The sequence below is a fragment of the Aggregatibacter sp. oral taxon 458 str. W10330 genome (assembly GCF_000466335.1).
In the GTDB taxonomy this organism is placed as follows: Bacteria; Pseudomonadota; Gammaproteobacteria; order Enterobacterales; family Pasteurellaceae; genus Aggregatibacter.
On record NZ_KE952618.1, the window covers coordinates 25,700 to 49,432 of the forward strand.

Genomic DNA, 23,733 nt, shown 5'->3' on the forward strand with positions numbered 1-23,733 from the left:
CTTAACCAAAAATTTCGACCATATTTTTCATTATTACAATGAAAAACATTCATTTATCTAAATCGAACCTTTTTCTTTCACTAATTTTTCAATTAATTTAACTTCTTTTGTTTTCTCACCAGCACCAAGTTTGCGGCATTGGCTGGTTTCTTTCGTATAAGTATTAAAATTTGTCATCCTTGTTGGGCTTTTCATTTTAATCTTCATATCCAAATGATCACCACAACGATCACAGGGTGAAACAAATTCCTTCTCATAGTCTTTAAATTCTGGAACTTGCTCTATGATTTTCGCGACTTGTGGCGAATGGGCGGTTTTAAATAGACGAACGGTAAAATCATAACTCAATTTACCATCACCTGCCTGCCATTTGGCTTTGGCTTGCAATAAATAACGCATCCAGCCTTATTTTGTATCAATCTGAGAGATACCACGCATCAGCACGGTTTGATCCGCTCGATAAGTGACATAATCAAAATGCTCAACGGGTAAAGGGGCTTTTGTAGCAGGTTTAACATAGCAAATCCAATCGCCCACCAACGCTTTTTCCTATTCAGTTTACTGATGTGCTGTTGCACATCCCGATAGTAATAAGGCGACAAAACTACCCAATATTAATTTTCTCATGAGATACTCCTTTTATTGATAGTCGGGATAACATTGATCACAACAAAATAGGGAAATTTTCGTTTAATCAGGAATATGTAAAAGGCGGCAGTTACATAAATCATCACTCTCAAATTCTGATATTTCACCTGCAACCTTATTCGGAATTGGAAATAAACGCACAGTGAGTGGTTTATTTAAGCGAAATGCCATCGTTCCTGTGTCGCGCATAATAGCTGCTATGCTTTCTGCCTTAACATTTCCCGCCACTGGAACCGTGTCTAAACCGATACCACATACGGCGCTATAAGTCAGTAAAGCACGGATATCAAAATAATGTTTTTGTGTACCTTCGGCTAAACCTAAATCTTCTGTCACCACCAACATTAATCCGGAAAACCCAACCAATGGCACACGTTGGATTGATTTAAACACTTTTGTCAGTAACGCAGAAACCTCTACTGAACCAGCTGCACCAAAATAAGGTAATCCCATTAATTCATAGATTTTTGTCATGGATGAACAATTTTTTGATGGTGCTGCCGAACTATCAATACCTGCAAATTCAAATTCACCTGATAATTTGACCGCACTTAACATCTCTAATACTTGATCTACATGATATTGCAACGCTTGCGACATCGCTTGATAACAATCCGCATAAAATTGATTATGAGGTGATTTTGGTACAGATTTTAATACTTCGACTAATAAATCAGGCGTTTCTAAACCAATGACAAAACTATTTGGTAAATGACTTAGATGATAACCGGCGGGGAAATAAGGAATAAATGGCTTGCAGTTAAAATTCACAGTAAAGTTAAAGTTACCTTCGCCACGTGGTGTGATATTTGCAATCCGTTGTACCGCATAAACAGATTGCTCAATAAGTTCATTATCTAACACGCCATTTTCATCTAATGGCACATTAACACAGGCATTACACAAGTCACCATAAGCTGCGATTAACTCTGGCAATAACGCTATTTCCTCTTTATTTCTCGCCGCGCCTATTGCAAATCGAAGACGAATTCCACTTTCATTAAATTTATTCAGTAACTCCGTTAAATACTGCAAATCTGCTTTTGCCGTCTGTAAATTGGTTAAATCCAAATATTCACCAAAGGGATTGGTAATCACTCGAATCGATTGCAAGGTATAACCTGCTTTCTGCACAGCTGGCAATAACAAATCTACATCACGTTTGACTGAATAAAGGGCGTCTTCCCATTGAGCTTTATTTTTATGTAACGTTAGAAAAAAACTTATGGTACGAAGACGACATAATTCTTTATTTTTATAATCCATTCGATCCCTTAACATTAAATGTAGTTATTTTTGCTGCTCACGTTCAACAGCACGATAACCAATGTCTCGACGATAAAAACGTCCAGACCATTGAATTTGTTCAGCGAGTTTTAAGGCTTTTTGTTGTGCTTCAAATACACTTTCGCCTAATGCAGTAACACAAAGCACGCGACCGCCGTTCGTGACTAACTTGCCTTCTTGTTCTGCAACGCCCGCTAAGAAAACTTTCTCATTTTCGACCGCACTTTGTGACAAACCGGTGATTTCATCGCCCTTGCGATAATCGCCTGGATAGCCTTCAGCCGCCAAAACAATCCCTAAGGAAGATTTTGGATTCCATTGGGATTTCACTTCGTTCAATTTACCATCGCAAGCTTTAAGACAAAATCCTACCAGATCTGATTCAAGACGTAGCATAATTGGCTGGGTTTCTGGATCGCCAAAACGACAGTTAAATTCAATCACTTTTGGCTGCCCGTTCGGCATAATCATTAATCCTGCGTATAGGAAACCTGTGTAAACATTACCTTCCGCTGCCATGCCATTGACTGTTGGATAAATCACTTCACGCATAATACGATCATGAATTTCTTGTGTCACCACTGGCGCAGGCGAATACGCACCCATACCGCCAGTATTTAAGCCTGTATCATTTTCGCCCACGCGTTTATGATCTTGACTAGTCGCCATAGGCTCGACATTTTTGCCGTCTACCATGACGATAAAGCTCGCCTCTTCGCCATCTAAAAATTCTTCAATGACCACCCGACTGCCGGCCTCACCAAAGGCATTGCCGGAAAGCATATCGCGCACTGCGTCTTCGGCTTCCTGCAACGTCATCGCCACAATCACGCCTTTGCCTGCCGCCAAACCATCTGCTTTTACGACAATGGGTGCACCTTTTTCACGTAAGTACGCCAATGCCGGTTCGACCTCAGTGAAGTTTTGATATTCTGCCGTTGGGATTTTGTGACGAGCGAGGAAATCTTTGGTGAATGCTTTTGAACCTTCCAATTGTGCAGCTGCTTTAGTTGGACCAAAAATTTTCAATCCAGCTTCACGAAATGCATCAACTACCCCAATCACTAGCGGTGCTTCAGGGCCAACAATGGTTAATCCAATTTGCTTATCTTGAGCAAATTTCACTAATGCGGGAATATCTGTTGTAGAAATATTCACGTTTTCTACTTTGTGTTCCAATGCGGTACCCGCATTGCCTGGTGCGACAAAAACTTTATCTGCTAGTGGAGATTGTGCAGCTTTCCAAGCCAAGGCGTGTTCACGACCGCCATTTCCGATGATGAGGATGTTCATGTTGTAGTCCTTGTATCTTTTTGAATTTAATCCCCTCTTTAGCAAAGAGGGGTAGGGGAGATTTGGCAGAAGTTATTTCAACCTCATAGTACATTTAGCATCGTTTAAATCTCCCCCCATCCCCCTCTTTACAAAAGAGGGGGAATAAGTAAGTCGCTCATTGAGCGAAGTTGCTGCATAAATTAATGTCTAAAATGCCGCATTCCGGTCAATACCATCACCATATTATGCTCATCTGCCGCATCAATCACTTCTTGATCACGCATTGAACCACCCGGATGAATCACACATTGAATGCCCACTTTTGCTGCCGCATCAATGCCATCACGGAATGGGAAGAAGGCATCAGATGCCATCACACAACCGGCTACAGTTAAACCTTCATCCTGAGCCTTAATACCCGCAATCTTCGCAGAATACACGCGGCTCATTTGACCTGCACCAATACCAATAGTTTGGTTATCTTTGGCATAAACAATGGCATTCGATTTCACAAATTTCGCCACTTTCCAGCAGAATAATAAATCTTTCAGTTCTTGTTCGGTCGGTTGACGTTTGCTGACCACTTTTAAGTCATCCAAGCCCACCATGCCTAAATCTGCCTCTTGCACCAACAAGCCACCATTCACGCGTTTGAAATCTAAACGTTGGGTACGGGCTTGCCATTCTCCACATTCAAGCAAACGGACATTTTTCTTACGTTTCACCACTTCAACAGCTTCCGCAGACACTTTCGGTGCGATAATCACTTCCACAAATTGACGTTCTACAATTTCATTTGCCGTTTTTTCGTCTAATTCACGGTTAAAAGCAATGATGCCGCCAAAGGCTGAGGTTGGGTCTGTTTGATAGGCACGGTTGTAGGCCTCTAAAATATCTTTGCCTAAGGCCACGCCGCATGGATTGGCGTGTTTCACAATCACACAGGCCGGTTCATCAAATTCTTTTACACATTCAAGGGCTGCGTCGGTATCGGCAATATTGTTATAAGACAAAGCCTTACCTTGCAGTTGGTTTGCCGTCGCCACACTCGCTTCTTTTACATTGAGATCCACATAAAATGCGGCATTTTGATGAGCATTTTCGCCGTAACGCATGGTTTGTTTACGCACGAAATTCAAATTTAAAGTCCGCGGGAATTGACCGCACTTCGCCTCCGCATCTTCTTCAGCAGCAACATGATAAGGTTTCACCAACTGACCGAAATAGTTCGCGATCATGGAATCGTATTGGGCAGTGTGTTCAAATGCTTTGATAGCAAGATTAAAACGGGTTTCTAGGGTTAAGCTGTTTTGATGTTGATCCATTTCGGCAAGAATGGCATCAAAATCCTGATTGTTCACAACAATCGCCACATCTTTATGGTTTTTCGCCGCAGAACGCACCATGGTTGGGCCGCCGATATCAATATTTTCCACGGCATCTTCTAACGTGCAATTTGGTTTTGCCACGGTTGCGGCGAAAGGATATAAATTCACCACCACCATATCAATACCTTCAATACCGTGTTGCTGCATGATGGCATCATCCGTACCACGACGACCTAAAATCCCACCGTGCACTTTGGGGTGTAAGGTTTTCACGCGACCGTCCATCATTTCCGGAAAACCGGTGTAATCGGACACTTCGGTTACCGGCAAGCCGTTTTGTTCTAACAGTTTTGCCGTACCGCCGGTAGAAAGCAGCTTAACACCACGTTTTACGAGGCCTTGGGCAAATTCCACAATACCGGATTTATCGGACACGCTAAGCAATGCTTGGCGAATGGGACGAGTTGATTGCATGAATAATTTCCTTTGATTTATGAAGTAAAATTTAAGGTGGCGTATTATAGCGCAAACGTTTGCGTTTAGGTAATCCGTTTTAAGCATTGCAATGGATTGCTTGTTTTTTATTCGTTTTAGAAACCTACTGAGGTAAATACGCCCAATGGCAATCTTGATGATAAAAGTTTTTGGTTAACGCCAACTTTAACGGTAAAGTGCGGTATAATTCGGCGCAATTTTAATGCTAATGAACAACACATACCCATGACAGACTTCACTCAATTTGCCGATTTTGATCTCGCACCTGAATTACTCAACGCCCTCCAGAAAAAAGGCTACCAACGTCCTACCGCCATCCAACAGGAAACCATTCCTGCCGCGATGGAAGCCTTTGATGTCCTCGGGTCGGCACCGACCGGCACCGGAAAAACCGCTGCGTTTTTGCTACCGGCGATTCAACACTTATTGGATTATCCACGCCGTAAACCGGGCGCACCGCGTGTGTTGATTCTTACACCAACCCGTGAACTTGCCATGCAGGTGGCGGAACAGGCGGAAGAACTTGCCTGCTTCACCAAACTCAGCATTGCAACCATCACCGGTGGTGTGGCGTATCAAAATCACGGCGAGATTTTCAATAAAAATCAGGACATCGTGGTGGCGACCCCGGGGCGTTTGTTGCAATACATTAAAGAAGAAAATTTTGATTGCCGCGCAGTAGAAATTCTGATTTTTGACGAAGCGGACAGAATGTTGCAAATGGGCTTTGGGCAAGATGCAGAGAAAATCTCGGCAGAAACCCGTTGGCGTAAACAAACTCTATTGTTCTCGGCAACCCTTGAAGGCGATTTATTGGAAGATTTTGCCGACCGCACGTTAAACGAGCCGGTAAAAATTGATGCGGAACCGAGCCGTCGCGAGCGGAAGAAAATTCAGCAATGGTATTATCACGCCGACAGCAATGAACATAAATTCAAATTATTGGTGCGTTTTATTGAGCAAGAGCAAGTCAGTAAGGGCATTGTATTCGTACGCCGTCGCGAAGATGTGCGCGAACTGGCGGAAAATCTGCGCAAACGTGGCATTCGCAGCACGTATTTGGAAGGCGAAATGGCGCAAACCCAACGCAATAACGCGATTGATAAACTGAAAAATGGCATAGTAACAGTGTTGGTCTCCACGGATGTCTCCGCGCGTGGTATCGATATTGATGACGTTAGCCACATTATGAATTTTGATTTGCCGTACAGCGCCGATACTTATTTGCACCGCATTGGGCGTACCGCACGTGCCGGCAAAAAAGGCACCGCTGTGTCTTTCGTGGAAGCACACGATTATCGTCTGCTGGGCAAAATTAAGCGTTATACCCAGGAAATGCTGAAAGCCCGTGTGATTGAAGGTTTAGAACCACGTACTAAAGCGCCGAAAGACGGCGAAATCAAAACCGTCAGCAAAAAACAAAAAGCGAAAAAATTAGAAAAACGCGAAGCGCAAAAGAAAGTGGCTAAGAAAGCCAAACAACGTCATCAGGATCGTAAAAATATCGGTAAACGCCGTAAACCAAGTGGGGCGGCTCACCATGACGTCGGGGAAAAATAACCCTGTTCTATCAAAAGTGCGGTCATTTAAAAGCCTATTTTTTGGCTGTCAAGAGGCGCAAGGCGGTTGACTGACTTGCGCCAGTTTTCCGTTATTTTTTCATTTCACTGTATTTGTCAATTCGCTTTTACGCCAAAATGATCCTGCCCATGTCTAAAAAGAGATGACGCAAACGTTTTCGTCTCCTTGATTTTCCTTTATAATAGCCCGCAATTTTTGTTTCCATTCAACCTTAAAGGTAATCTTCATGTTTCAAATTTTCCGTGGCTCACCTGCCCTTTCCGAATTCCGTATTCATGGCTTAATGCAAAAATTCCAACAGCAACAATTACCGGTGAAATCCGTGTATGCGGAGTATGTGCATTTTGTGGCATTAAACGCCACTCTTTCTGCTGAACAGGAAGCCAAACTGAAAGCCTTGTTGCATTACGGACCGACCCTTGCCGAACATGAAGCCAAAGGGGAAAGTTTTATTGTGATTCCGCGGGTCGGCACCATTTCCTCTTGGTCGTCTAAAGCCACCGACATTGCCCATAACTGCGGCTTAAATGAAGTGGAACGCATTGAGCGTGGTTTGGCATATTACTTTGAATTGACACAGCCGTTAGATGAAAAAACAACGGAAAAACTGACCGCACTTTTACATGACCGTATGATGGAAACTGTGGTGCGCAAGGCAGACGAGGCGGAAGTGTTGTTCCGTCAACAAGAACCAAAACCGTTCAAAACCGTGGATATTTTAAACGGTGGACGCAGTGCTTTAGAAAGTGCCAACGTGGAGCTTGGCTTGGCATTGGCGGAAGATGAAATCGATTATTTGATGGAAAATTTCACCGCACTTGGACGCAACCCGCACGACATTGAGCTGTATATGTTCGCGCAAGCCAACTCGGAACATTGCCGCCACAAAATTTTTAACGCCGACTGGATTATCGATGGCAAAAAACAGGATAAATCCCTGTTCAAAATGATCAAAAATACCTTTGAGAAAACCCCTGATTTTGTGCTTTCTGCGTACAAAGACAATGCCGCAGTGATGGAAGGCTCCAAAGCGGGACGCTTCTTCCCGGATCAAGACGGCATTTACCGTTATCACAATGAAGACACCCACATTTTGATGAAAGTGGAAACCCACAACCACCCGACCGCTATTTCCCCGTTCCCGGGCGCAGCAACGGGCTCCGGTGGCGAAATCCGTGACGAAGGCGCAACCGGTCGTGGCGCAAAACCGAAAGCGGGTTTGGTGGGCTTCTCTGTATCCAACTTATGCATTCCAAACTTTGAACAACCTTGGGAAGCCCCGCTTGCCAAACCGAATCGTATCGCTTCCGCCTTAGACATTATGTTGGAAGGCCCCTTAGGTGGCGCGGCGTTTAACAACGAATTCGGTCGCCCTGCATTGCTCGGCTATTTCCGTACTTACGAACAAAAAGTGAATAGCTTCAACGGTGAAGAAGTGCGCGGCTACCACAAACCAATCATGTTGGCGGGCGGTATCGGCAACATTCGTGCCGAACACGTGCAAAAAGGCGACATTCCGGTGGGCGCAAAACTGGTTGTGCTTGGCGGCCCGGCGATGAACATCGGTTTGGGCGGTGGTGCAGCGTCTTCTATGGCATCCGGCAAATCTAAAGAAAACTTGGATTTCGCCTCCGTACAACGGGATAACCCGGAAATGGAACGTCGCTGCCAAGAAGTGATCGACCGTTGCTGGCAGTTGGGCGACGACAACCCGATTGCCTTTATTCATGATGTAGGCGCGGGCGGTTTATCTAACGCTATGCCGGAATTGGTGCATGACGGCGGTCGTGGCGGTAAATTTGAACTTCGTAAAATCTTAAGCGACGAGCGCGAAATGAGCCCGTTGGAAATTTGGTGTAACGAATCTCAAGAGCGTTATGTGCTTGCAATTCATCCGGAAAAACTACCGCACTTTGAGGAACTTTGCCATCGTGAACGCGCGCCTTATGCGGTGATCGGCGAAGCCACGGAAGAAGAACATTTAACCTTACATGACGAGCATTTCAACAACAATCCGATCGATTTACCAATGGGCGTGTTACTCGGCAAAACCCCGAAAATGACCCGCGATGTGCAAACCGCTAGCGTTAACGGCGAACCCCTTGAACAAAGCCAGATTCAATTAAAAGAGGCATTGCATCGCGTGCTTCGTTTACCAGCAGTGGCGGAAAAAACCTTCTTAATTACCATCGGTGACCGTACTGTGACCGGCATGGTGGCGCGTGATCAAATGGTCGGTCCGTGGCAAGTACCGGTAGCTGACTGCGCGGTGACCACAGCGACCTTAGACAGCTACTACGGCGAAGCCATGTCCATGGGCGAACGCACGCCGGTGGCATTGCTCGATTTCGCCGCGTCTGCCCGTTTAGCCGTGGCAGAATCCCTCACTAACATTGCCGCCACGAATATTGGCGACATTAAACGCATTAAATTGTCTGCCAACTGGATGTCCGCTGCAGGTCATAAAGGCGAAGATGCCGGCTTATACGCTGCGGTGAAAGCCGTGGGTGAAGAGCTTTGCCCGCAATTAGGCTTAACCATTCCGGTGGGTAAAGATTCCATGTCCATGAAAACCACTTGGCAGGAAAACGGCGAGCAAAAAACCGTGACGTCGCCGCTTTCTTTGATTATTAGCGCTTTTGCCCGAGTGGAAGACGTGCGTAAAACCGTCACCCCGCAATTACGTACCGACAAAGGACAATCCCGCTTGTTGTTGGTGGATTTGGGCGAAGGCAACAACCGCTTAGGCGCTACGGCGTTAGCGCAGGTGTATGCCCAACTTGGCGACAAACCGGCGGATGTGGTCAACGCAGACACATTGAAAAACTTCTTTAACGCCATGCAGGAATTGGTGGCGCAAGAAAAATTATTGGCATATCACGATCGCTCCGATGGTGGTTTAATCGTTACCTTGGCGGAAATGGCCTTTGCCGGACATTGTGGCGTGGCCGTGGATATCAGTGCCTTGGGCGACAACGATTTAGCCGTGTTATTTAACGAAGAATTGGGCGCGGTGGTCCAAGTGCGCGACAGCGATTTGAGTTTCGTACGCGATGTCTTCGCCAAACACAATGTGTTGCATTTGGTGAAAGAATTAGGCGCTGTTACCGAAGACGATGAAATCGAAATCACCCGCGGCAACAAAGTGTTGCTCAATGAAAAACGCTCAGAATTACGCGGCATTTGGGCGGAATTGACTCATCAAATGCAACGCTTACGCGACAATCCGGAATGTGCCGACCAAGAGTTCGCAGCGAAGAAAAATCCGCAGGACAAAGGTTTCTCCGCCCATTTAACCTACGACCCAAGCGAAGACATTGCCGCGCCTTACATTGCTACCGGAAAACGCCCGAAAGTGGCGGTATTACGTGAACAAGGTGTCAACAGCCATGTTGAAATGGCGGCAGCATTTGACCGCGCCGGCTTTGAGGCTATCGACATTCACATGAGCGACTTGCACAACCGCCGTTATGACTTGCAACACTTTAATGCGTTGGTGGCGTGCGGTGGCTTCTCTTACGGCGACGTGCTCGGTGCTGGTGGCGGTTGGGCGAAATCCATTTTATTTAACCCGCACTTACGGGATCAATTCAGCCAATTCTTTGAACGTGAAGACACGCTCGCACTTGGCATTTGTAACGGTTGCCAAATGCTTTCCACCTTGGCAGAAATCATTCCGGGCACGGAAAACTGGCCGCGTTTCGTGCGCAATAAATCCGAACGTTTTGAAGCCCGCGCTGCCTTGGTTCGCATTAACGAAAGCAACTCCCTGTGGTTCCAAGGTATGGCAGGCTCCCACATGCCAATTGCCGTTTCCCACGGTGAGGGCAGAGTGGAATTTAAAACGCCTGAAAATTTAACCGCACTTCAAGCGCAAAACTTGATTGTGGCGCAATACATCGACAACAACCTCAACCCAACAGAAGTGTACCCGGCGAACCCGAACGGCTCCGCTCTTGGCATCACTGCGCTTTCTAACACCAACGGCCGCGTCGCCATCATGATGCCACACCCGGAACGTGTTTTCCGCACCGTAAGCAACTCATGGCATCCGGAAGAGTGGGGAGAAGATGGGGCTTGGATGCGGGTGTTTAGGAATGCAAGGGTGGTGTTTGAGTAGATAAATAATGAAGTGGCAGATAAATCAGTTTATCTGCCATTTTCATATTTGATTTTATAGAAGTTATAAGAGATTTTATGTTGAGTTACTATAAATTTAGAAAGATTAGTAATTACTTTTTTGAAAGCCTTCCAAAATTAACCTTTTTTTTCACTGTTTTTGGATTTGCTTTTCTTTGGTGTTATTTAAAGAATATAGAAAAATTAGATTTTTTTGTTCAAATGAATATATCTTCATATGGATTATTTTCAATATTGCTATTTTTTATGATTTTCGGAATTTATATGTGCCTCCCTTTTTTTAGTATTGATTTCTTCTTAAATGTATATAGAACGGGAAAAGGGAATGAGTTTCTATACTCTATAAATCAATCCATGATGATATTATTCTTTTTAGTCTTATTATTTCTATATGATTTCGATGTATATGATAGAGAAACAAAATCCCTAACAGTTATTTTAATTTTTATATTAATAATTCTTTTTATGATTTCATTTATATTTAATATAGAAAATAAGAATAAAAAAGAGTTTTTAATGTTAACTATTAATTCTTTGTTCTTTAGTGTATTGTTTGTAGCTCCGTTATTGTTTATTACAAGGGTTGTAAATGATGATATGGGATTATTTATATTTATTATTTTATACTTAGCATTTCTTATAATAAGTAATTTCTTATCATTAAAGGAAAAGCATGCATTTACGAAATTTATTATGTGTGTATTGTTTATTATAGCTATCTCTCTGATTAGTGACGGATTTAAATTACAAAGAATAGTTTTGAAACCAATAGGTATCGCTCAATATCCTGAGCAAAGTGGGTGGTATGCGGTCAAGAATAAATATTTTTTAAATTATATGAATAGAAATTACTCTATAAAATATCAGAAGAATTCTGATGGTTCTGAGAATTATATTTATGGATATTTAATTTTAAATATTGGTAATGTAAGAGTAATTTGCCCAGATAATTTAGAGGATAGCAGTGAATCTCAGGATAAAATTGATTTTTCTCAATGTCTGACATTGACATCGGAAGACATTAAATTTATGGGAAAAAAGGAACCTTTTGGTGAGATTCAACAATAATCCCATGATAACGCAAGCATCCATGCTTGTGCTTTTTTCATTTTAGTTACAAGCACAAGCGTGGACGCTTGCGCCATCGTAGGGTAACTAAGTAAAATTATTATTTTATATCTTTTTTTCTATTTTGCTTCCTTTTCATTAGCTTCTTGCGTCCAATTTGGAAACCATACATGTCAATGATTTTTGCCTTTGAATAGTAGTAATTTGTTATTTCTCCATTAAAATTAATAACCCTATGTTCTTTGCTTAATTGATCAATTTCTTCTTTATTTTCCTTATAAAATTTAGAAATAGCCATTAAAGAAGATTCATCAAATTTAATAAAACTACATTTATTACCTGAGATTTCCTTAAAAGTGTCCTTAAAGAAACGGTCATAAGCAGGAGTAATAGCAAAAACACCTAGTAATATTTTAGTTACTAATGTAGTTGTGCCTCTTAAAAGAAATTTATTAATTTGGTTATATAAATTTAGGATTTCTTTACTTTTCTTTTCATAATCCTCAACATCTATTTCCCAAGTACTTTTAGGTTGTTCATAAATCCATTCTACTAAACCTTTTAAGTAGGCTGGATTTTTTGATAGTAAAAAACTAGAACCACGTAACATTCCCCAGCTACCTAAATAGCTCCATAGTACCTGACAGCTTTGTTCTATATTAATATCTTCTCCTCTCTCTTTTGAAGAGCGAAAATGAAAATAACAAAAGTCAAAACTATAATAACGGTGTTCAAGCTCTTGAGCTTCAGTCTTAAGTTCAGCAATAGTTTCTTGTACATTTTTTTTCATAAAATGATCTTGTCCTTTACAAATTTTAAAGAATTGGATGATTAGGCTTTGCTCATGCTAGCATAATTTAAAATATAGATCCCATGATAGCGCAAGCGTCCACGCTTGTGCTTTTTTCATTTTAGTTACGGGCACAAGCGTAGACGCTTGCGCCATCGTAGAGGATTGTTAATTTTAGGCTTATGACATCTCCTTGATATTACCTTGCTGCGTGGTGAACAAGGCATACCATACAATCGTGAGGAAAAAGTAAAATAAATTCCCTGAATTATGGGCGAAGAAGCTTTGGCTTAGGCAGTAAATCATCACGGCGAGCACATGAAGGGTGCCTAATGTGGCAATTAATTTTGTTTCTGCGGAGTCGCTTTTTAAGCCTGGCATAAAACGGCGTAGCGGTATAACAAAGATTGCTAAAAAGGCGACTAATCCAACGATGCCACGCTTAGAAAGATCATCTAAATATTGATTGTGTGCATGCGTAAATTGCCCGGCGTATTGGCTGATGATGCCTTGTTCAGCTAACTGGTGGCGTTTTTGAGGCGCACCTTGTATTCCCCAGCCCAATATCGGCTTTTCTTGTACCATGATAAAGACGGATTGCCACATATCAAAACGTGCGCCGACAGAGGTAGAACCATTGCCCTGTTCTAAATATTGTTGAATATCATCTTGCGCTGCTGCAAAACGCTCACTCATACGATTATTTGGCATTTGCGCAATACCAATGATGGCTATAGCAAACAAGCCAATCAACGTAATAAAGAAGGTTTTTGATAAATTACGGCGATATATCCAAAGTAATGCAATCAAGAGAATAGGCAATGCCGGCCAACCGCCACGCGCGGTAGAAAGAATACTGCCCAAAATGCCAAATAAGGCGGCTAAAATGCAAAGTGCGGACTGTTTTCGTTGTGTTTTTTGCCAAAAATACAGCGCAATAGCCATGCTAAATAACCCCAATGACATGGCAATGTCACCGCCTTGAATATACATGATTCGTGAACTAAACGCGGCTTCACTTTGTAATATAAACTTATCATAGATTGCCATGAAACCTGCCAATACACTGCCTAAAGGAACGCTCCATAAAAAGGTCGAAAGTTTAGGTGGTGTCTTAAGCAAAAGAAGAAAAGCAGGAATCAGCAATATTGCCCGGCTTGGATTATCTAATTCGCGTATTTTTCCATCATGAATTAACCAAGAAAGCACAAAAACAGAAAAATAAAAGAGTAACGTCCAAATCAGCCATTTTGTCTCTTTCGTGAGAGCAAAAGGCATTTTTTTGAATAAGCAATAAACGCTATAGCCAAGCCCTAATAGCATCAGCGCCATCGGTGCAACATTGTAGCCGCCTTGGAACGTTAAGGCGGATAAAAAGAAAAAACCGACACAGACGTTGATAAATAGGGCGAGCTTATCATGTTTTAAATCAAACATAAGCTTCTCTTAAAAAAAGAAATAAATAAAAAACCGCACTAAAAAGTGCGGTTACATTTTAATGTGTTTTTTTCAATTATAAAACGTCAACGCAGTTTAAGTCTTCGAAAGATTGTTCTAAGCGTTTAGACATAGATTCTTCCATTTTGCGTAACCAAACGCGTGGATCGTAGTATTTTTTGTTTGGTGCATCAGGACCTTCCGGGTTGCCTAACTGACCTTGCAAATAGGCTTCGTTCGCTTTGTAGAAGTTGAGAATACCATTCCAAGACGCCCATTGGGTGTCGGTGTCGATATTCATTTTAATTGCGCCGTAGCTAATCGCTTCACGAATTTCTTCACGGGAAGAACCGGAACCACCATGGAACACGAAATTGATTGGTTTTGCCGGAAGGTTGCGTTCTTTTGCCACGAATTCTTGGCTTGCACCTAAGATAGATGGTTTTAATTTTACGTTACCCGGTTTGTACACGCCGTGTACGTTACCGAATGCGGCTGCAACGGTAAAGTTCGGGCTGACCGGATTTAATTGGTCGTAAACATAAAGCACATCAGATGGTTGGGTGTAAAGACGAGATTCATCTGCGCCGGAGTTGTCCACACCATCTTCTTCGCCACCGGTAATACCGATTTCGATTTCAAGGGTCATCCCCATTTTGTCCATACGGGCAAGGTATTCACGGCAGATTGCCATGTTTTCTTCCATTGGCTCTTCGGAAAGGTCAAGCATGTGGGAAGAGAATAATGGACGACCGGTTTCAGCGAAGTGTTTTTCACCGGCTTCAAGTAAGCCGTCGATCCATGGAAGTAATTTTTTCGCCGCATGGTCGGTGTGTAAAATCACCGGTACGCCGTATTCTTTGGCTAAAGTATGAACGTGTTTTGCACCTGCAATCGCACCTAAAACGTCTGGACGTGCACCGCTGGTCGGTTTGATGCCTTTGCCTGCGTAGAATGCGGCACCGCCATTAGAGAATTGAATAATTACAGGCGCTTTCACGCGGGCAGCCGTTTCTAATACGGCATTCACGGAGTCGGAGCCAACGCAGTTTACGGCAGGAAGTGCGAAGCCGTGTTCTTTTGCGTATGCGAATACTTTTTGAACATCTTCACCGGTAAGCACGCCCGGTTTGACGATATCTAATAATTTAGCCATTTTCGTTTTTCCTTTTGTGTTGGGTGGGTTGCTCCCACCATTTGAAGAATTTGTTTTACGTTTTTGATTGATAGCACGCATCAGCAGACACGTGCTATGACGATCTTATGCAGAAAAAGTGCGGTTAGTTTTTCGCACGTTTTTCGAGGATTTCTACTGCCGGTAACACTTTACCTTCAACGAATTCTAAGAAAGCGCCGCCGCCGGTTGAGATATAGGAAATTTTATCTGCGATACCAAACAGGTCGATAGCAGCAAGCGTATCACCACCGCCCGCAATGGAGAACGCATCGCTGTTGGCAATGGCGTGAGAAATGATTTCTGTTCCTTTGCGGAAGTTCGGGAATTCAAATACGCCCACCGGGCCGTTCCATAAAACGGTTTTCGCATTTTTGATAATTTCGGCAAGTTGTTCCGCAGATTTATCGCCGATGTCGAAAATAGATTCGTCATCTTTCACTTCGGTCACGGATTTTTCTGTCGCAGGTGCGGTTTCAGAGAATTCAGTCCCTACGCGAACATCTACTGGCACAGGAATGTCTGTGCTTGCCGCTAATTCTTTAGCCACCGGGATTAAATCGGCTTCGTATAAGGATTTACCCACGTTATGGCCGGCTGCGGCAATGAAGGTGTTGGCGATACCGCCACCCACGATAATTTGGTCGGCAATTTTGGAAAGTGAGTTTAACACTTCTAATTTAGTGGAGACTTTAGAACCACCTACGATAGCCACCATTGGACGTGCTGGTTCTTTTAATGCTTTACCAAGCGCATCAAGTTCTGCGGCAAGCAATGGACCTGCGCAGGCAACCGGTGCAAATTCTGCAACGCCGTAAGTTGATGCTTGCGCACGGTGAGCTGTACCAAAGGCATCCATCACGAAAACATCACAAAGTGCGGCGTATTTTTTGCCTAATTCCGGATCGTTTTTCTTTTCGCCTTTGTTGATACGTACGTTTTCTAATACCACGATTTCACCGACGTTCACGTCAACACCGTTAAGGTAATCGCGTACTAAGCGTACCGGGACATCAAGATGTTCGTTTAAATAATCAACAACAGGTTGGAGGGAATCTTCAGGGGTGAATTCACCTTCGGTCGGACGACCTAAGTGAGAGGTAACCATCACTTTTGCGCCTTTTTCTAAGGCTAATTTTAAGGTTGGGATGGTGGCACGAATACGCGCATCGGATGTGACTTTACCGTCTTTTACCGGCACGTTTAAATCGGCACGGATAAATACGCGTTTACCCTTTAAGTCTAAATCGGTCATTTTAATTACTGACATAATTTACCTCTCTTTAGTGGTTAAAATTAAAAATAGGAACTGTTGGCATTATACCTGTAACTGAGTAGCTTGTAACCTGAATTCAAGGGTTCAACTTTAGGATTACACATTTCATTGATCCATGTCGAATTATTGAATTAATAGCCGGTTCGACTACTTGGGCAATCCATAATTTGCCAGTCTAAATCGTAACAAATAAAAAGTTCATTACGTGCGGCACCGAGGTAAACATCCTTTAATTGCGGGTTGTTTTTTCGCATCCATTTAAACAGTTCGGTACGGCTTAATTCATAGTTCGGTAGCTTCAAAGTGCGGTATAAATTTTTGATCTTTTCAAAATAATCTTGCGCATTGTTAAACATACACGCGCCGTGTTTTTCCCACTCGCCTTGTAATAAGCCGGCGCTCGGCACTTCAGGCAAATAGCGTTCAATAAGGTCTTGCGGTAATTGCGGTAAATCGCCCTGACAAAAACGCGGGTGATCGGAGACTCTTCTGGCTTGTTTGTTTTGTGACCACAACCCATGCACAATCCAACCAAATTGTTGGGTTAAGCCGCATTGATATTGCAAAGAGGTCGGCAAATTATCGCCGTATTGTTGACGTTGTCGTTCACAAAATGCCGGCGACCAAGATAACACGAGGGTGTAATAATCGGTTTGTGCCTGTTTATTTTGCCCGATAGGATCGTTTTTCATGATGTAATCGTAATTACGATCAACAACCACCTCCGCCGCTTGTTTCTGTTGCGAAAAATAATACCAACCGGCAAGTAAAAACATTAAAAATGCCACCACAAAAAAAGACAGTAGCAACATACGTTTCTCGTTCATAAAATTCCTTTCACTTTGTTAACGTATTGATTATAATCCGACCCTTTCATTTTCCCCGAGGACGCTATGGCTCTACTCATCACTGACAAATGCACGAATTGCGATATGTGCTTGCCGGAATGCCCGAATGAAGCAATTTCAATCGGCGATGAGATCTATGTCATTGATCCCGAACTGTGCACCGAATGTGTCGGTCACTATGACACGCCCACCTGCCAAAAAGTTTGCCCTATCAGCAAATGTATTATCACTGACCCTGATCACGTGGAAAGCGAAGAACAGCTATGGGAGCGCTTTGTGTTAATTCACCACGGAGACAAACTGTAACGCGTTTGAAAGTGCGGTGAAAAAAGAGGGCGTTTTTACCCGCCCTAACTTTTCTCGTTTTATCTAAAATACCATTTCGCCAGTAAAATGCCGGCATTGACCGATACGTTTAACCCATTTTTCACTGGGCTGGCAAACGCCAAACGAACCTGCTCATCGTTTTTCTCTGATAAAGCCTCTGTTGAGCTTTCACTCAGCACAAAAACCGTTTTATTTTTTAACCGCACTTTATCTAATGCGGTTGCATTTTCATCGCCGCTCACGTGAAGGATTTGATAACCGGCTTGGCGTAATTGGGCAAGCGCATTGCGCGAGTCATTGGTTTCCAATACGCGCACATATTCCGCGCCGCCTTCTGCAACGCGTAAGGTCACGGCAGAATTAAGGCTTTCAGCGTTTTCTACCACAATATTTTTCACCCCGAAAAAGGCGCAAGTACGTAAAATACCGCCAATGTTTTGTGCGTTGTTCACATTATCTAACAATACCAAGCAATCTTCTTGATGCGGCACATCGAGATAGCCTTGCAAGGTAAACGGATGCGCTTTTTTCACCAACATACAAATGCCACCGTGGTGTTCTGTGCCGCTGACTTTGATCATCTCGTCGTTGTCCACAATGTGATACACCTTTTTATTAGTGGCTAAATAACTGCAAATATCCCCAATTTTATGCGCCATTTGTACGGTTGCCCACAAGCGCACAATGCTTCCCGGGCGTTGTTGGAATAAGGCTAAACACGCATTTTCACCATACACTTTCATTTCTTCTGCGCGATTCTTTTTGATTTTTTCCGGTGCGCGTGGTGACAATGGGCCGGTCTTTTTCTCTCTCGGCTTATCATCGAAACGACTGCTTTTGACGGTGACTTTCACGTTACCTTCCGCACCACCGGCTTTTTTCATGGTGCTTTCGGCAATGTGTAAAGTTTTTTCTTGGCTTTCAGCACGTTTAAATTTTGGTTTAGTATTTCTGTCGTTCTCTCTCTCTCTGCGAAATTCTTGGCGAGAATCGCTTTTTGAGGAGGCAAAGTGCGGTCGATTTTTATCGCGTTTTTGACGGTCGTCACCGACACTGCGTTCGGAAAAAGTACGGTTGTTTGATTTGAAAGTCGGTTTGTTTGAATTTTGGTTCATAGTTGTGTTGCCGATAGGGTGGATGAATGGAATAAATTTGCGCTGTTGGCAATAAATTTGTGAGCATTATAACGAAAACCAGCCTTTTTTCTACCAAGGGGGGCGATAAATATTGTAAACTATCGCCCCAATTAGGTTCCGACTCATTGAGTACAACAGAGAATAAATTTTATGTTTAGAGATAAGACAAAACAGGCTCAAAAGCGTCTTGAAAGCCTGCCATGTTTAGCTTTACAGGCGGAACAAGTTGAATTTATTTATAGCCCAATGGCATTCAAAAATGAAATTATTCAACTGATCAGACAGGCGAAAACACGTATTTTTGTGACCGCACTTTACTGGCAAAATGACGAAGCCGGGCAAGAAATTCTCGATGAAATTTACCGTGCGAAACAAGATAAGCCTGAACTTGAAATTAAAATTTTAATTGACTGGCATCGTGCACAGCGCAATTTATTAGGTGCAGAAAAAAGTGCGACCAATGCCGATTGGTATTGCGAACAACGCCAAAAATATCAACTTGCCGATGATCCAAATCTATTTTTCGGTGTGCCGATTAATACGCGCGAAGTGTTCGGTGTGTTGCATATTAAAGGTTTTGTTTTTGATGATACCGTGCTTTACAGTGGCGCCAGTATCAATAACGTGTATTTACAACAAAATGAAAAATACCGTTACGACCGTTATCAAAAAATTACCCATCCGCAATTAGCCGACAGCATGGTGGCTTTTATTCGCGACTTTTTGTTGAATAGCGATGTGGTGTTGCCGTTGGATAGCGTTAATCGTCCGAAAACCAAAGAAATTCGACAAAATATCCGCCATTTTAGAAAAAATCTTGCACTTAATGGGCAATATAAGCTGTCAAGTGCGGTCGATTTTGGCAACGAATTAACTGTAACGCCGTTGTTTGGTTTAGGTGGCGCGGGCAATGTATTGAATTGCACGATCGAAGATTTATTCCAGCTGGTCGATGAAAAGCTCACTATTTGTACGCCGTATTTTAATTTCCCACGGACATTGCAACAAAAAATCCGCCATTTGCTACGTAAAGGCAAAAAAATTGAAATTATTGTGGGCGATAAAGTGGCGAATGATTTCTATATTCCGCCGGAACAACCGTTCAAAATGGCCGGGGCGTTGCCGTATTTGTATGAAAACAATCTTCGCCGCTTTAGCAAAAAGTTCCAACGTGAAATGGAACAAGGTCAGCTGATTATTCGCACCTGGAAAGACGGTACAAACACCTATCATCTGAAAGGCGTTTGGGTTGACGATAATTATATTTTGTTGACCGGCAATAATTTGAATCCGCGGGCGTGGCGCTTGGATGCGGAGAATGGCCTATTTATCCATGATCCAAAACAACAACTTTTGCCTCAAGTCATTCAGGAGTTAGCCTATATTCGCCAACATACCACGTTGCTTCAACATTACACGGAGTTGGAAGAAATGGCGCAATATCCGGCGCCGGTGCAAAAATTATTGAAAAAATTTGCCCGTATTAAAGCGGATAAGTTAGTGAAGATGATTTTGTAATCTGTCGTTCCGTTCGTTTTGTGGAACATTTCATCACCGGTGGGGAAGAAGTGAAAATCTTCTTCCCCATTTTGTTTTTATCTTTGATGAGGACACCGCCATGCAACAAGAATATTATCTCGGCATCATGTCCGGCACCAGTTTGGACGGTGTGGATATCGCGCTGATGACATTTGGCGAAAAAACGCAATTTATCGCGGCAGAATTCACACCGATGCCGGCAGATTTGCGCCAAGATTTATTGCAATTAATTTCACAAGGCAGCGCCACCTTGCAAAAGCTAGGCGAATTAGATCAGCGTTTAGCCTTACTCTACGCCGAAGCGGTCAATCATTTTCTCACCCGTCACCAACTGCAACCGCAGCAAATTCGCGCGATTGGCTGTCACGGACAAACTATTTGGCATGCGCCTCAAGGCAATTTTCCGTTCACCATGCAATTAGGCGACATGAATCTCCTGGCTGCCCGCACCGGCATTGATGTGGTCGGGGATTTCCGTCGTAAAGATATGGCATTTGGCGGGCAAGGCGCGCCGTTAGTGCCGGCGTTTCATCAAGCGTGGTTTTATGATGACGACTGGGCAACCGTGGTACTGAACATCGGTGGCATCAGCAATATTTCCGTCCTCTTTCCTCATCAGCCGATTATTGGTTACGACACCGGCACAGGCAATGCGCTGATGGACGTTTGGATCGAGCGCCATCTCGGAAAATCTTATGACGCTGACGGGCAATGGGCACGTAGTGGCAAAGTGCGGTCAGAATTATTGACGGAAATGCTGAAAGATCCTTATTTCCAACAGCCACCACCGAAAAGCACCGGGCGCGAATTGTTCAATCTGGCATGGCTTGAAAAAACATTAGAAAAAACCACCGCACTTTTAGGTGAGATACCACCACAAGACGTACAGGCGACCTTATTGGAATTTACCGCACAAAGCATTGCACTCGCATTAAATCAACTTGAAACGCCATTACCACGCCGGTTGTTAGTCTGCGGCGGTGGTGCAAAAAATGGCTTGTTGATGACGCGATTACAAGCGCTATTACCACAATGGCAATGCCGCCCGACCAATGATGAAGGATTGGATGCAGACTATGTGGAAGCCGCTGCTTTTGCTTGGCTTGCCTATCGTCGTTTACACAACCTACCGTCTAATTTGCCAAGTGTGACCGGTGCCCAATGTGCGGTCAGTTTAGGCGCAATTTTCCCTGCGGAGAAACAGGCATGAGTGAACACAATTTATTAAAAACGCTTGAAACGATGTTAAGCGAACAACGCAATCCAAACACCCTGCACATTGATGCTTTGTCGTCGTTAGAGATTGTCACGCTGTTAAATCATGAAGACAAACAAGTGGCCTTCGCCGTGGAGAAAAATCTGCCACAAATCGCACAGGCAGTAGAACACATCGTGGCGGCATTTCAGTCTGGCGGACGTTTGGTTTACATGGGTGCCGGCACCAGCGGCCGCCTTGGCGTACTCGATGCATCTGAATGTCCGCCAACGTTTGGCGTGCCATCAAGCATGGTCGTGGGATTAATTGCCGGTGGCGAAACCGCCTTGCGCAACGCCGTAGAAGGGGCGGAAGATAATCGTGAAGCAGGCGAACAGGATTTACGTCACATTCATTTTAGTCGCAAAGATGTGTTAGTCGGGATTGCAGCCAGTGGTCGCACGCCTTATGTCATCGGCGGCTTAACCTATGCCAAACAACTCGGTGCTATCACGGTTTCTTTGATCAGCAACCCAAACGCTATCATGAGTGACATTGCCGATATTGCCATCACTACTGCTGTCGGTCCCGAAGCGCTCACCGGTTCCAGCCGTTTAAAATCCGGCACCGCACAAAAAATGGTGCTGAATATGCTCACCACCGCTGCCATGATTCGTCTCGGCAAGTGCTATCAAAACCTGATGGTGGATGTACAAGCCACCAATCAAAAACTCAAAGCACGCGCTATCCGAATTGTCATGCAAGCTACCGAGTGCGACCAAACCACGGCAGAACAAACCCTCTTCACGACGCATGGCAATGCCAAATTGGCCATTATGATGCTGTTGAGCGGATTAGATAAAGACCAAGCAGAAGCCGTTTTAACACAGAACAAAGGACGATTACAGGACGCGTTGGCAGGGTAAAATGCCAATGCCTCCTGCATAACTTTTACTTAAAACCATATTTTTTGAGTAAAAACACCGGAATGCCGGAAAATAGTACGAGCATGATGGCATAAGGCGTGGCAGCAGCATATTGGGCATCGCTGGTGTATTCCCAAACGGCAATGGATAAGGTTTTGATGTCATTCGGGGTGAGTAATAAGGTGGCGGTGAGCTCTTTCATCAGGTTTAGAAACACCAACGCAAAGGCAGCGGCAATACCCGGCAACATGGCGGGAATGGTGAGCGTGCGGAAAATATAAAAATGGCTACGCCCAAGGCTTTGTCCCACTTTTTCGACATTGTCGGAAATTTGTTCCAAAGAGCTACGCAACGTGGTTTGCGCCATCGGCAAATACAACATGAAATAGGCTACGACCACCATAAAGAACGTTTGGTAGAAAGAATACGCATAGTTAATGGTGAAATACACCAGCGACAGCGCGATAACCAAGCCCGGCACGGCGTGCAATAAATACGGCAGGCGATCAATCCACAGGGTAAGGCGGCTACGATAGCGTACGGCGCTCCAAACGAGTGGCAAAGCGCAAAGCACGGTGAGACCAGCCCCTAAACTGGAAACTAACAAAGAGTTGCTGAAGGCTTCAAAAAAGGCGGAAAAATCTACCGCACTTTCAAGAGAGGTTCCTACGATCATCCAGTAAATCAACATGGTGAGCGGTACGCCGATGCTGAGGACAAAAATCGTTAGGAAAAAAATGACAGCCAAGAATTGCTTGCCGGCCGTTAAATTTTTTACCGGATAAGGGCGGCTCACGCCTTTGCCGCTGTTGTACAGGGTTTGTTGCCCACGAAAGAAAATTTCGCCGAATACAATCAGGGCACAAATCGCCATTAATACGGCGGACAACAATGCCGCCGTATTGTTGTTAAAGGCCATTTCATATTCTTGAAAAATCGCGGTGGTAAAGGTTTGATAATTCAAAATCGACACGGCGCCGAATTCCACTAACATATGTAACGCGATTAATAAAACACTGCTGCCGATAGCCGGTTTTAACTGCGGAAATATGGCGTGCCAAAAGGTGTTGCGACGACTTTTGCCGAGAGAAAGGCTAACTTCTTCTAATGAGCGATCCAGTCGTTTTAAGGTGGCGGCAACCGGCAAATAGGCAAGCGGAAAGGAGCTTAAGGTCATAATGCCGATCGTGCCCCAAAAGCCTTCGACGCGAAAAGTCAGGCTAATCCAAGTGAAACAACTGACGAAGGCAGGAATACACAGAG

At 43.8% G+C, this 23,733-nt stretch carries 18 protein-coding genes; 7 read left to right on the forward strand and 11 right to left on the reverse strand.

What is annotated here, in order from left to right; translation table 11 throughout:
* Positions 1–57 precede the first annotated feature (57 nt).
* From HMPREF9065_RS10370 to purH, 4 genes are all read right to left on the reverse strand, one after another.
* Positions 58–399 (reverse strand): hypothetical protein, encoded by a 342-nt coding sequence (locus HMPREF9065_RS10370; RefSeq protein ID WP_021616684.1) that lies wholly within the window; start codon positions 397–399, stop codon positions 58–60.
* Between the two features lie 291 nt (positions 400–690).
* The gene (locus tag HMPREF9065_RS02130; RefSeq protein ID WP_033002668.1) at positions 691–1,914 is read right to left on the reverse strand and encodes a DUF711 family protein; all 1,224 of its coding nucleotides are present in this window, start codon (positions 1,912–1,914) and stop codon (positions 691–693) included.
* A 24-nt stretch (positions 1,915–1,938) separates the two neighbouring features.
* Complete coding sequence (gene purD / locus HMPREF9065_RS02125) at positions 1,939–3,228, reverse strand: phosphoribosylamine--glycine ligase (protein ID WP_021616687.1); 1,290 nt, start codon at positions 3,226–3,228, stop codon at positions 1,939–1,941.
* A gap of 182 nt (positions 3,229–3,410) precedes the next feature.
* Positions 3,411–5,012 carry a bifunctional phosphoribosylaminoimidazolecarboxamide formyltransferase/IMP cyclohydrolase gene (gene purH / locus HMPREF9065_RS02120; RefSeq protein ID WP_033002669.1) on the reverse strand — a complete coding sequence of 534 codons (1,602 nt, stop codon included), beginning with the start codon at positions 5,010–5,012 and terminating at the stop codon, positions 3,411–3,413.
* A 246-nt stretch (positions 5,013–5,258) separates the two neighbouring features.
* Between purH and srmB the strand changes: the two genes are divergently transcribed.
* The 3 genes from srmB to HMPREF9065_RS02105 all read left to right on the forward strand — a co-directional run bounded on the left by srmB (position 5,259) and on the right by HMPREF9065_RS02105 (position 11,822).
* Positions 5,259–6,593, forward strand: a complete 1,335-nt coding sequence (gene srmB, locus HMPREF9065_RS02115) for an ATP-dependent RNA helicase SrmB (protein ID WP_021616690.1) — start codon at positions 5,259–5,261, stop codon at positions 6,591–6,593.
* 247 nt (positions 6,594–6,840) lie between these two features.
* Entirely contained in the window at positions 6,841–10,734 is a 3,894-nt protein-coding gene (gene purL, locus HMPREF9065_RS02110) for a phosphoribosylformylglycinamidine synthase (RefSeq protein WP_021616691.1), read from the forward strand.
* Between the two features lie 77 nt (positions 10,735–10,811).
* The gene (locus HMPREF9065_RS02105) at positions 10,812–11,822 is read left to right on the forward strand and encodes a hypothetical protein (protein WP_021616692.1); all 1,011 of its coding nucleotides are present in this window, start codon (positions 10,812–10,814) and stop codon (positions 11,820–11,822) included.
* A 100-nt stretch (positions 11,823–11,922) separates the two neighbouring features.
* On the opposite strand, the gene HMPREF9065_RS02100 is transcribed toward HMPREF9065_RS02105, so the two are convergent.
* From HMPREF9065_RS02100 to HMPREF9065_RS02080, 5 genes are all read right to left on the reverse strand, one after another.
* Complete coding sequence (locus HMPREF9065_RS02100) at positions 11,923–12,612, reverse strand: hypothetical protein (protein ID WP_021616693.1); 690 nt, start codon at positions 12,610–12,612, stop codon at positions 11,923–11,925.
* 180 nt (positions 12,613–12,792) lie between these two features.
* Positions 12,793–14,049 carry an O-antigen ligase family protein gene (locus HMPREF9065_RS02095; RefSeq protein ID WP_021616694.1) on the reverse strand — a complete coding sequence of 419 codons (1,257 nt, stop codon included), beginning with the start codon at positions 14,047–14,049 and terminating at the stop codon, positions 12,793–12,795.
* A gap of 76 nt (positions 14,050–14,125) precedes the next feature.
* The gene (gene fbaA / locus HMPREF9065_RS02090; protein WP_033002671.1) at positions 14,126–15,205 is read right to left on the reverse strand and encodes a class II fructose-bisphosphate aldolase; all 1,080 of its coding nucleotides are present in this window, start codon (positions 15,203–15,205) and stop codon (positions 14,126–14,128) included.
* 124 nt (positions 15,206–15,329) lie between these two features.
* Complete coding sequence (gene pgk / locus HMPREF9065_RS02085; RefSeq protein WP_021616696.1) at positions 15,330–16,493, reverse strand: phosphoglycerate kinase; 1,164 nt, start codon at positions 16,491–16,493, stop codon at positions 15,330–15,332.
* A gap of 137 nt (positions 16,494–16,630) precedes the next feature.
* Positions 16,631–17,326, reverse strand: coding sequence for a ribonuclease T2 family protein (locus HMPREF9065_RS02080; protein WP_021616697.1), 696 nt, complete (start codon positions 17,324–17,326; stop codon positions 16,631–16,633).
* Between the two features lie 66 nt (positions 17,327–17,392).
* Between HMPREF9065_RS02080 and HMPREF9065_RS02075 the strand changes: the two genes are divergently transcribed.
* Positions 17,393–17,653, forward strand: coding sequence for a YfhL family 4Fe-4S dicluster ferredoxin (locus HMPREF9065_RS02075; RefSeq protein WP_032997744.1), 261 nt, complete (start codon positions 17,393–17,395; stop codon positions 17,651–17,653).
* Between the two features lie 59 nt (positions 17,654–17,712).
* On the opposite strand, the gene HMPREF9065_RS02070 is transcribed toward HMPREF9065_RS02075, so the two are convergent.
* A complete protein-coding gene (locus HMPREF9065_RS02070; RefSeq protein WP_021616698.1) occupies positions 17,713–18,789 on the reverse strand; it encodes a tRNA/rRNA methyltransferase in 1,077 nt (358 codons plus the stop codon).
* Positions 18,790–18,960: 171 nt separating this feature from the next.
* Here HMPREF9065_RS02070 and pssA point away from each other — a divergent pair, with 171 nt between their 5' ends.
* The 3 genes from pssA (at position 18,961) to murQ (ending at position 22,470) form a co-directional block, all read left to right on the forward strand.
* Entirely contained in the window at positions 18,961–20,328 is a 1,368-nt protein-coding gene (gene pssA / locus HMPREF9065_RS02065; protein WP_021616699.1) for a CDP-diacylglycerol--serine O-phosphatidyltransferase, read from the forward strand.
* A gap of 100 nt (positions 20,329–20,428) precedes the next feature.
* Positions 20,429–21,559, forward strand: coding sequence for an anhydro-N-acetylmuramic acid kinase (locus HMPREF9065_RS02060; protein ID WP_021616700.1), 1,131 nt, complete (start codon positions 20,429–20,431; stop codon positions 21,557–21,559).
* Positions 21,556–22,470 carry an N-acetylmuramic acid 6-phosphate etherase gene (gene murQ, locus HMPREF9065_RS02055; protein WP_021616701.1) on the forward strand — a complete coding sequence of 305 codons (915 nt, stop codon included), beginning with the start codon at positions 21,556–21,558 and terminating at the stop codon, positions 22,468–22,470. Before HMPREF9065_RS02060 ends, murQ begins: the two co-directional genes overlap by 4 nt.
* Positions 22,471–22,495: 25 nt before the next feature.
* Here murQ and HMPREF9065_RS02050 read toward each other — a convergent pair.
* The coding region (locus tag HMPREF9065_RS02050) for an ABC transporter permease (RefSeq protein ID WP_033002673.1) at positions 22,496–23,733 on the reverse strand (1,238 nt) is incomplete at its 5' end.

Bases quoted from the DNA above. Each gene is read 5' to 3' on its own strand.
- HMPREF9065_RS10370 (WP_021616684.1), bottom strand. From the start codon at position 399: ATGCGTTATTTATTGCAAGCCAAAGCCAAATGGCAGGCAGGTGATGGT.
- HMPREF9065_RS02130 (WP_033002668.1), bottom strand. From the start codon at position 1,914: ATGGATTATAAAAATAAAGAATTATGTCGTCTTCGTACCATAAGTTTT.
- purD (WP_021616687.1), bottom strand. From the start codon at position 3,228: ATGAACATCCTCATCATCGGAAATGGCGGTCGTGAACACGCCTTGGCT.
- purH (WP_033002669.1), bottom strand. From the start codon at position 5,012: ATGCAATCAACTCGTCCCATTCGCCAAGCATTGCTTAGCGTGTCCGAT.
- srmB (WP_021616690.1), top strand. From the start codon at position 5,259: ATGACAGACTTCACTCAATTTGCCGATTTTGATCTCGCACCTGAATTA.
- purL (WP_021616691.1), top strand. From the start codon at position 6,841: ATGTTTCAAATTTTCCGTGGCTCACCTGCCCTTTCCGAATTCCGTATT.
- HMPREF9065_RS02105 (WP_021616692.1), top strand. From the start codon at position 10,812: ATGTTGAGTTACTATAAATTTAGAAAGATTAGTAATTACTTTTTTGAA.
- HMPREF9065_RS02100 (WP_021616693.1), bottom strand. From the start codon at position 12,612: ATGAAAAAAAATGTACAAGAAACTATTGCTGAACTTAAGACTGAAGCT.
- HMPREF9065_RS02095 (WP_021616694.1), bottom strand. From the start codon at position 14,049: ATGTTTGATTTAAAACATGATAAGCTCGCCCTATTTATCAACGTCTGT.
- fbaA (WP_033002671.1), bottom strand. From the start codon at position 15,205: ATGGCTAAATTATTAGATATCGTCAAACCGGGCGTGCTTACCGGTGAA.
- pgk (WP_021616696.1), bottom strand. From the start codon at position 16,493: ATGTCAGTAATTAAAATGACCGATTTAGACTTAAAGGGTAAACGCGTA.
- HMPREF9065_RS02080 (WP_021616697.1), bottom strand. From the start codon at position 17,326: ATGAACGAGAAACGTATGTTGCTACTGTCTTTTTTTGTGGTGGCATTT.
- HMPREF9065_RS02075 (WP_032997744.1), top strand. From the start codon at position 17,393: ATGGCTCTACTCATCACTGACAAATGCACGAATTGCGATATGTGCTTG.
- HMPREF9065_RS02070 (WP_021616698.1), bottom strand. From the start codon at position 18,789: ATGAACCAAAATTCAAACAAACCGACTTTCAAATCAAACAACCGTACT.
- pssA (WP_021616699.1), top strand. From the start codon at position 18,961: ATGTTTAGAGATAAGACAAAACAGGCTCAAAAGCGTCTTGAAAGCCTG.
- HMPREF9065_RS02060 (WP_021616700.1), top strand. From the start codon at position 20,429: ATGCAACAAGAATATTATCTCGGCATCATGTCCGGCACCAGTTTGGAC.
- murQ (WP_021616701.1), top strand. From the start codon at position 21,556: ATGAGTGAACACAATTTATTAAAAACGCTTGAAACGATGTTAAGCGAA.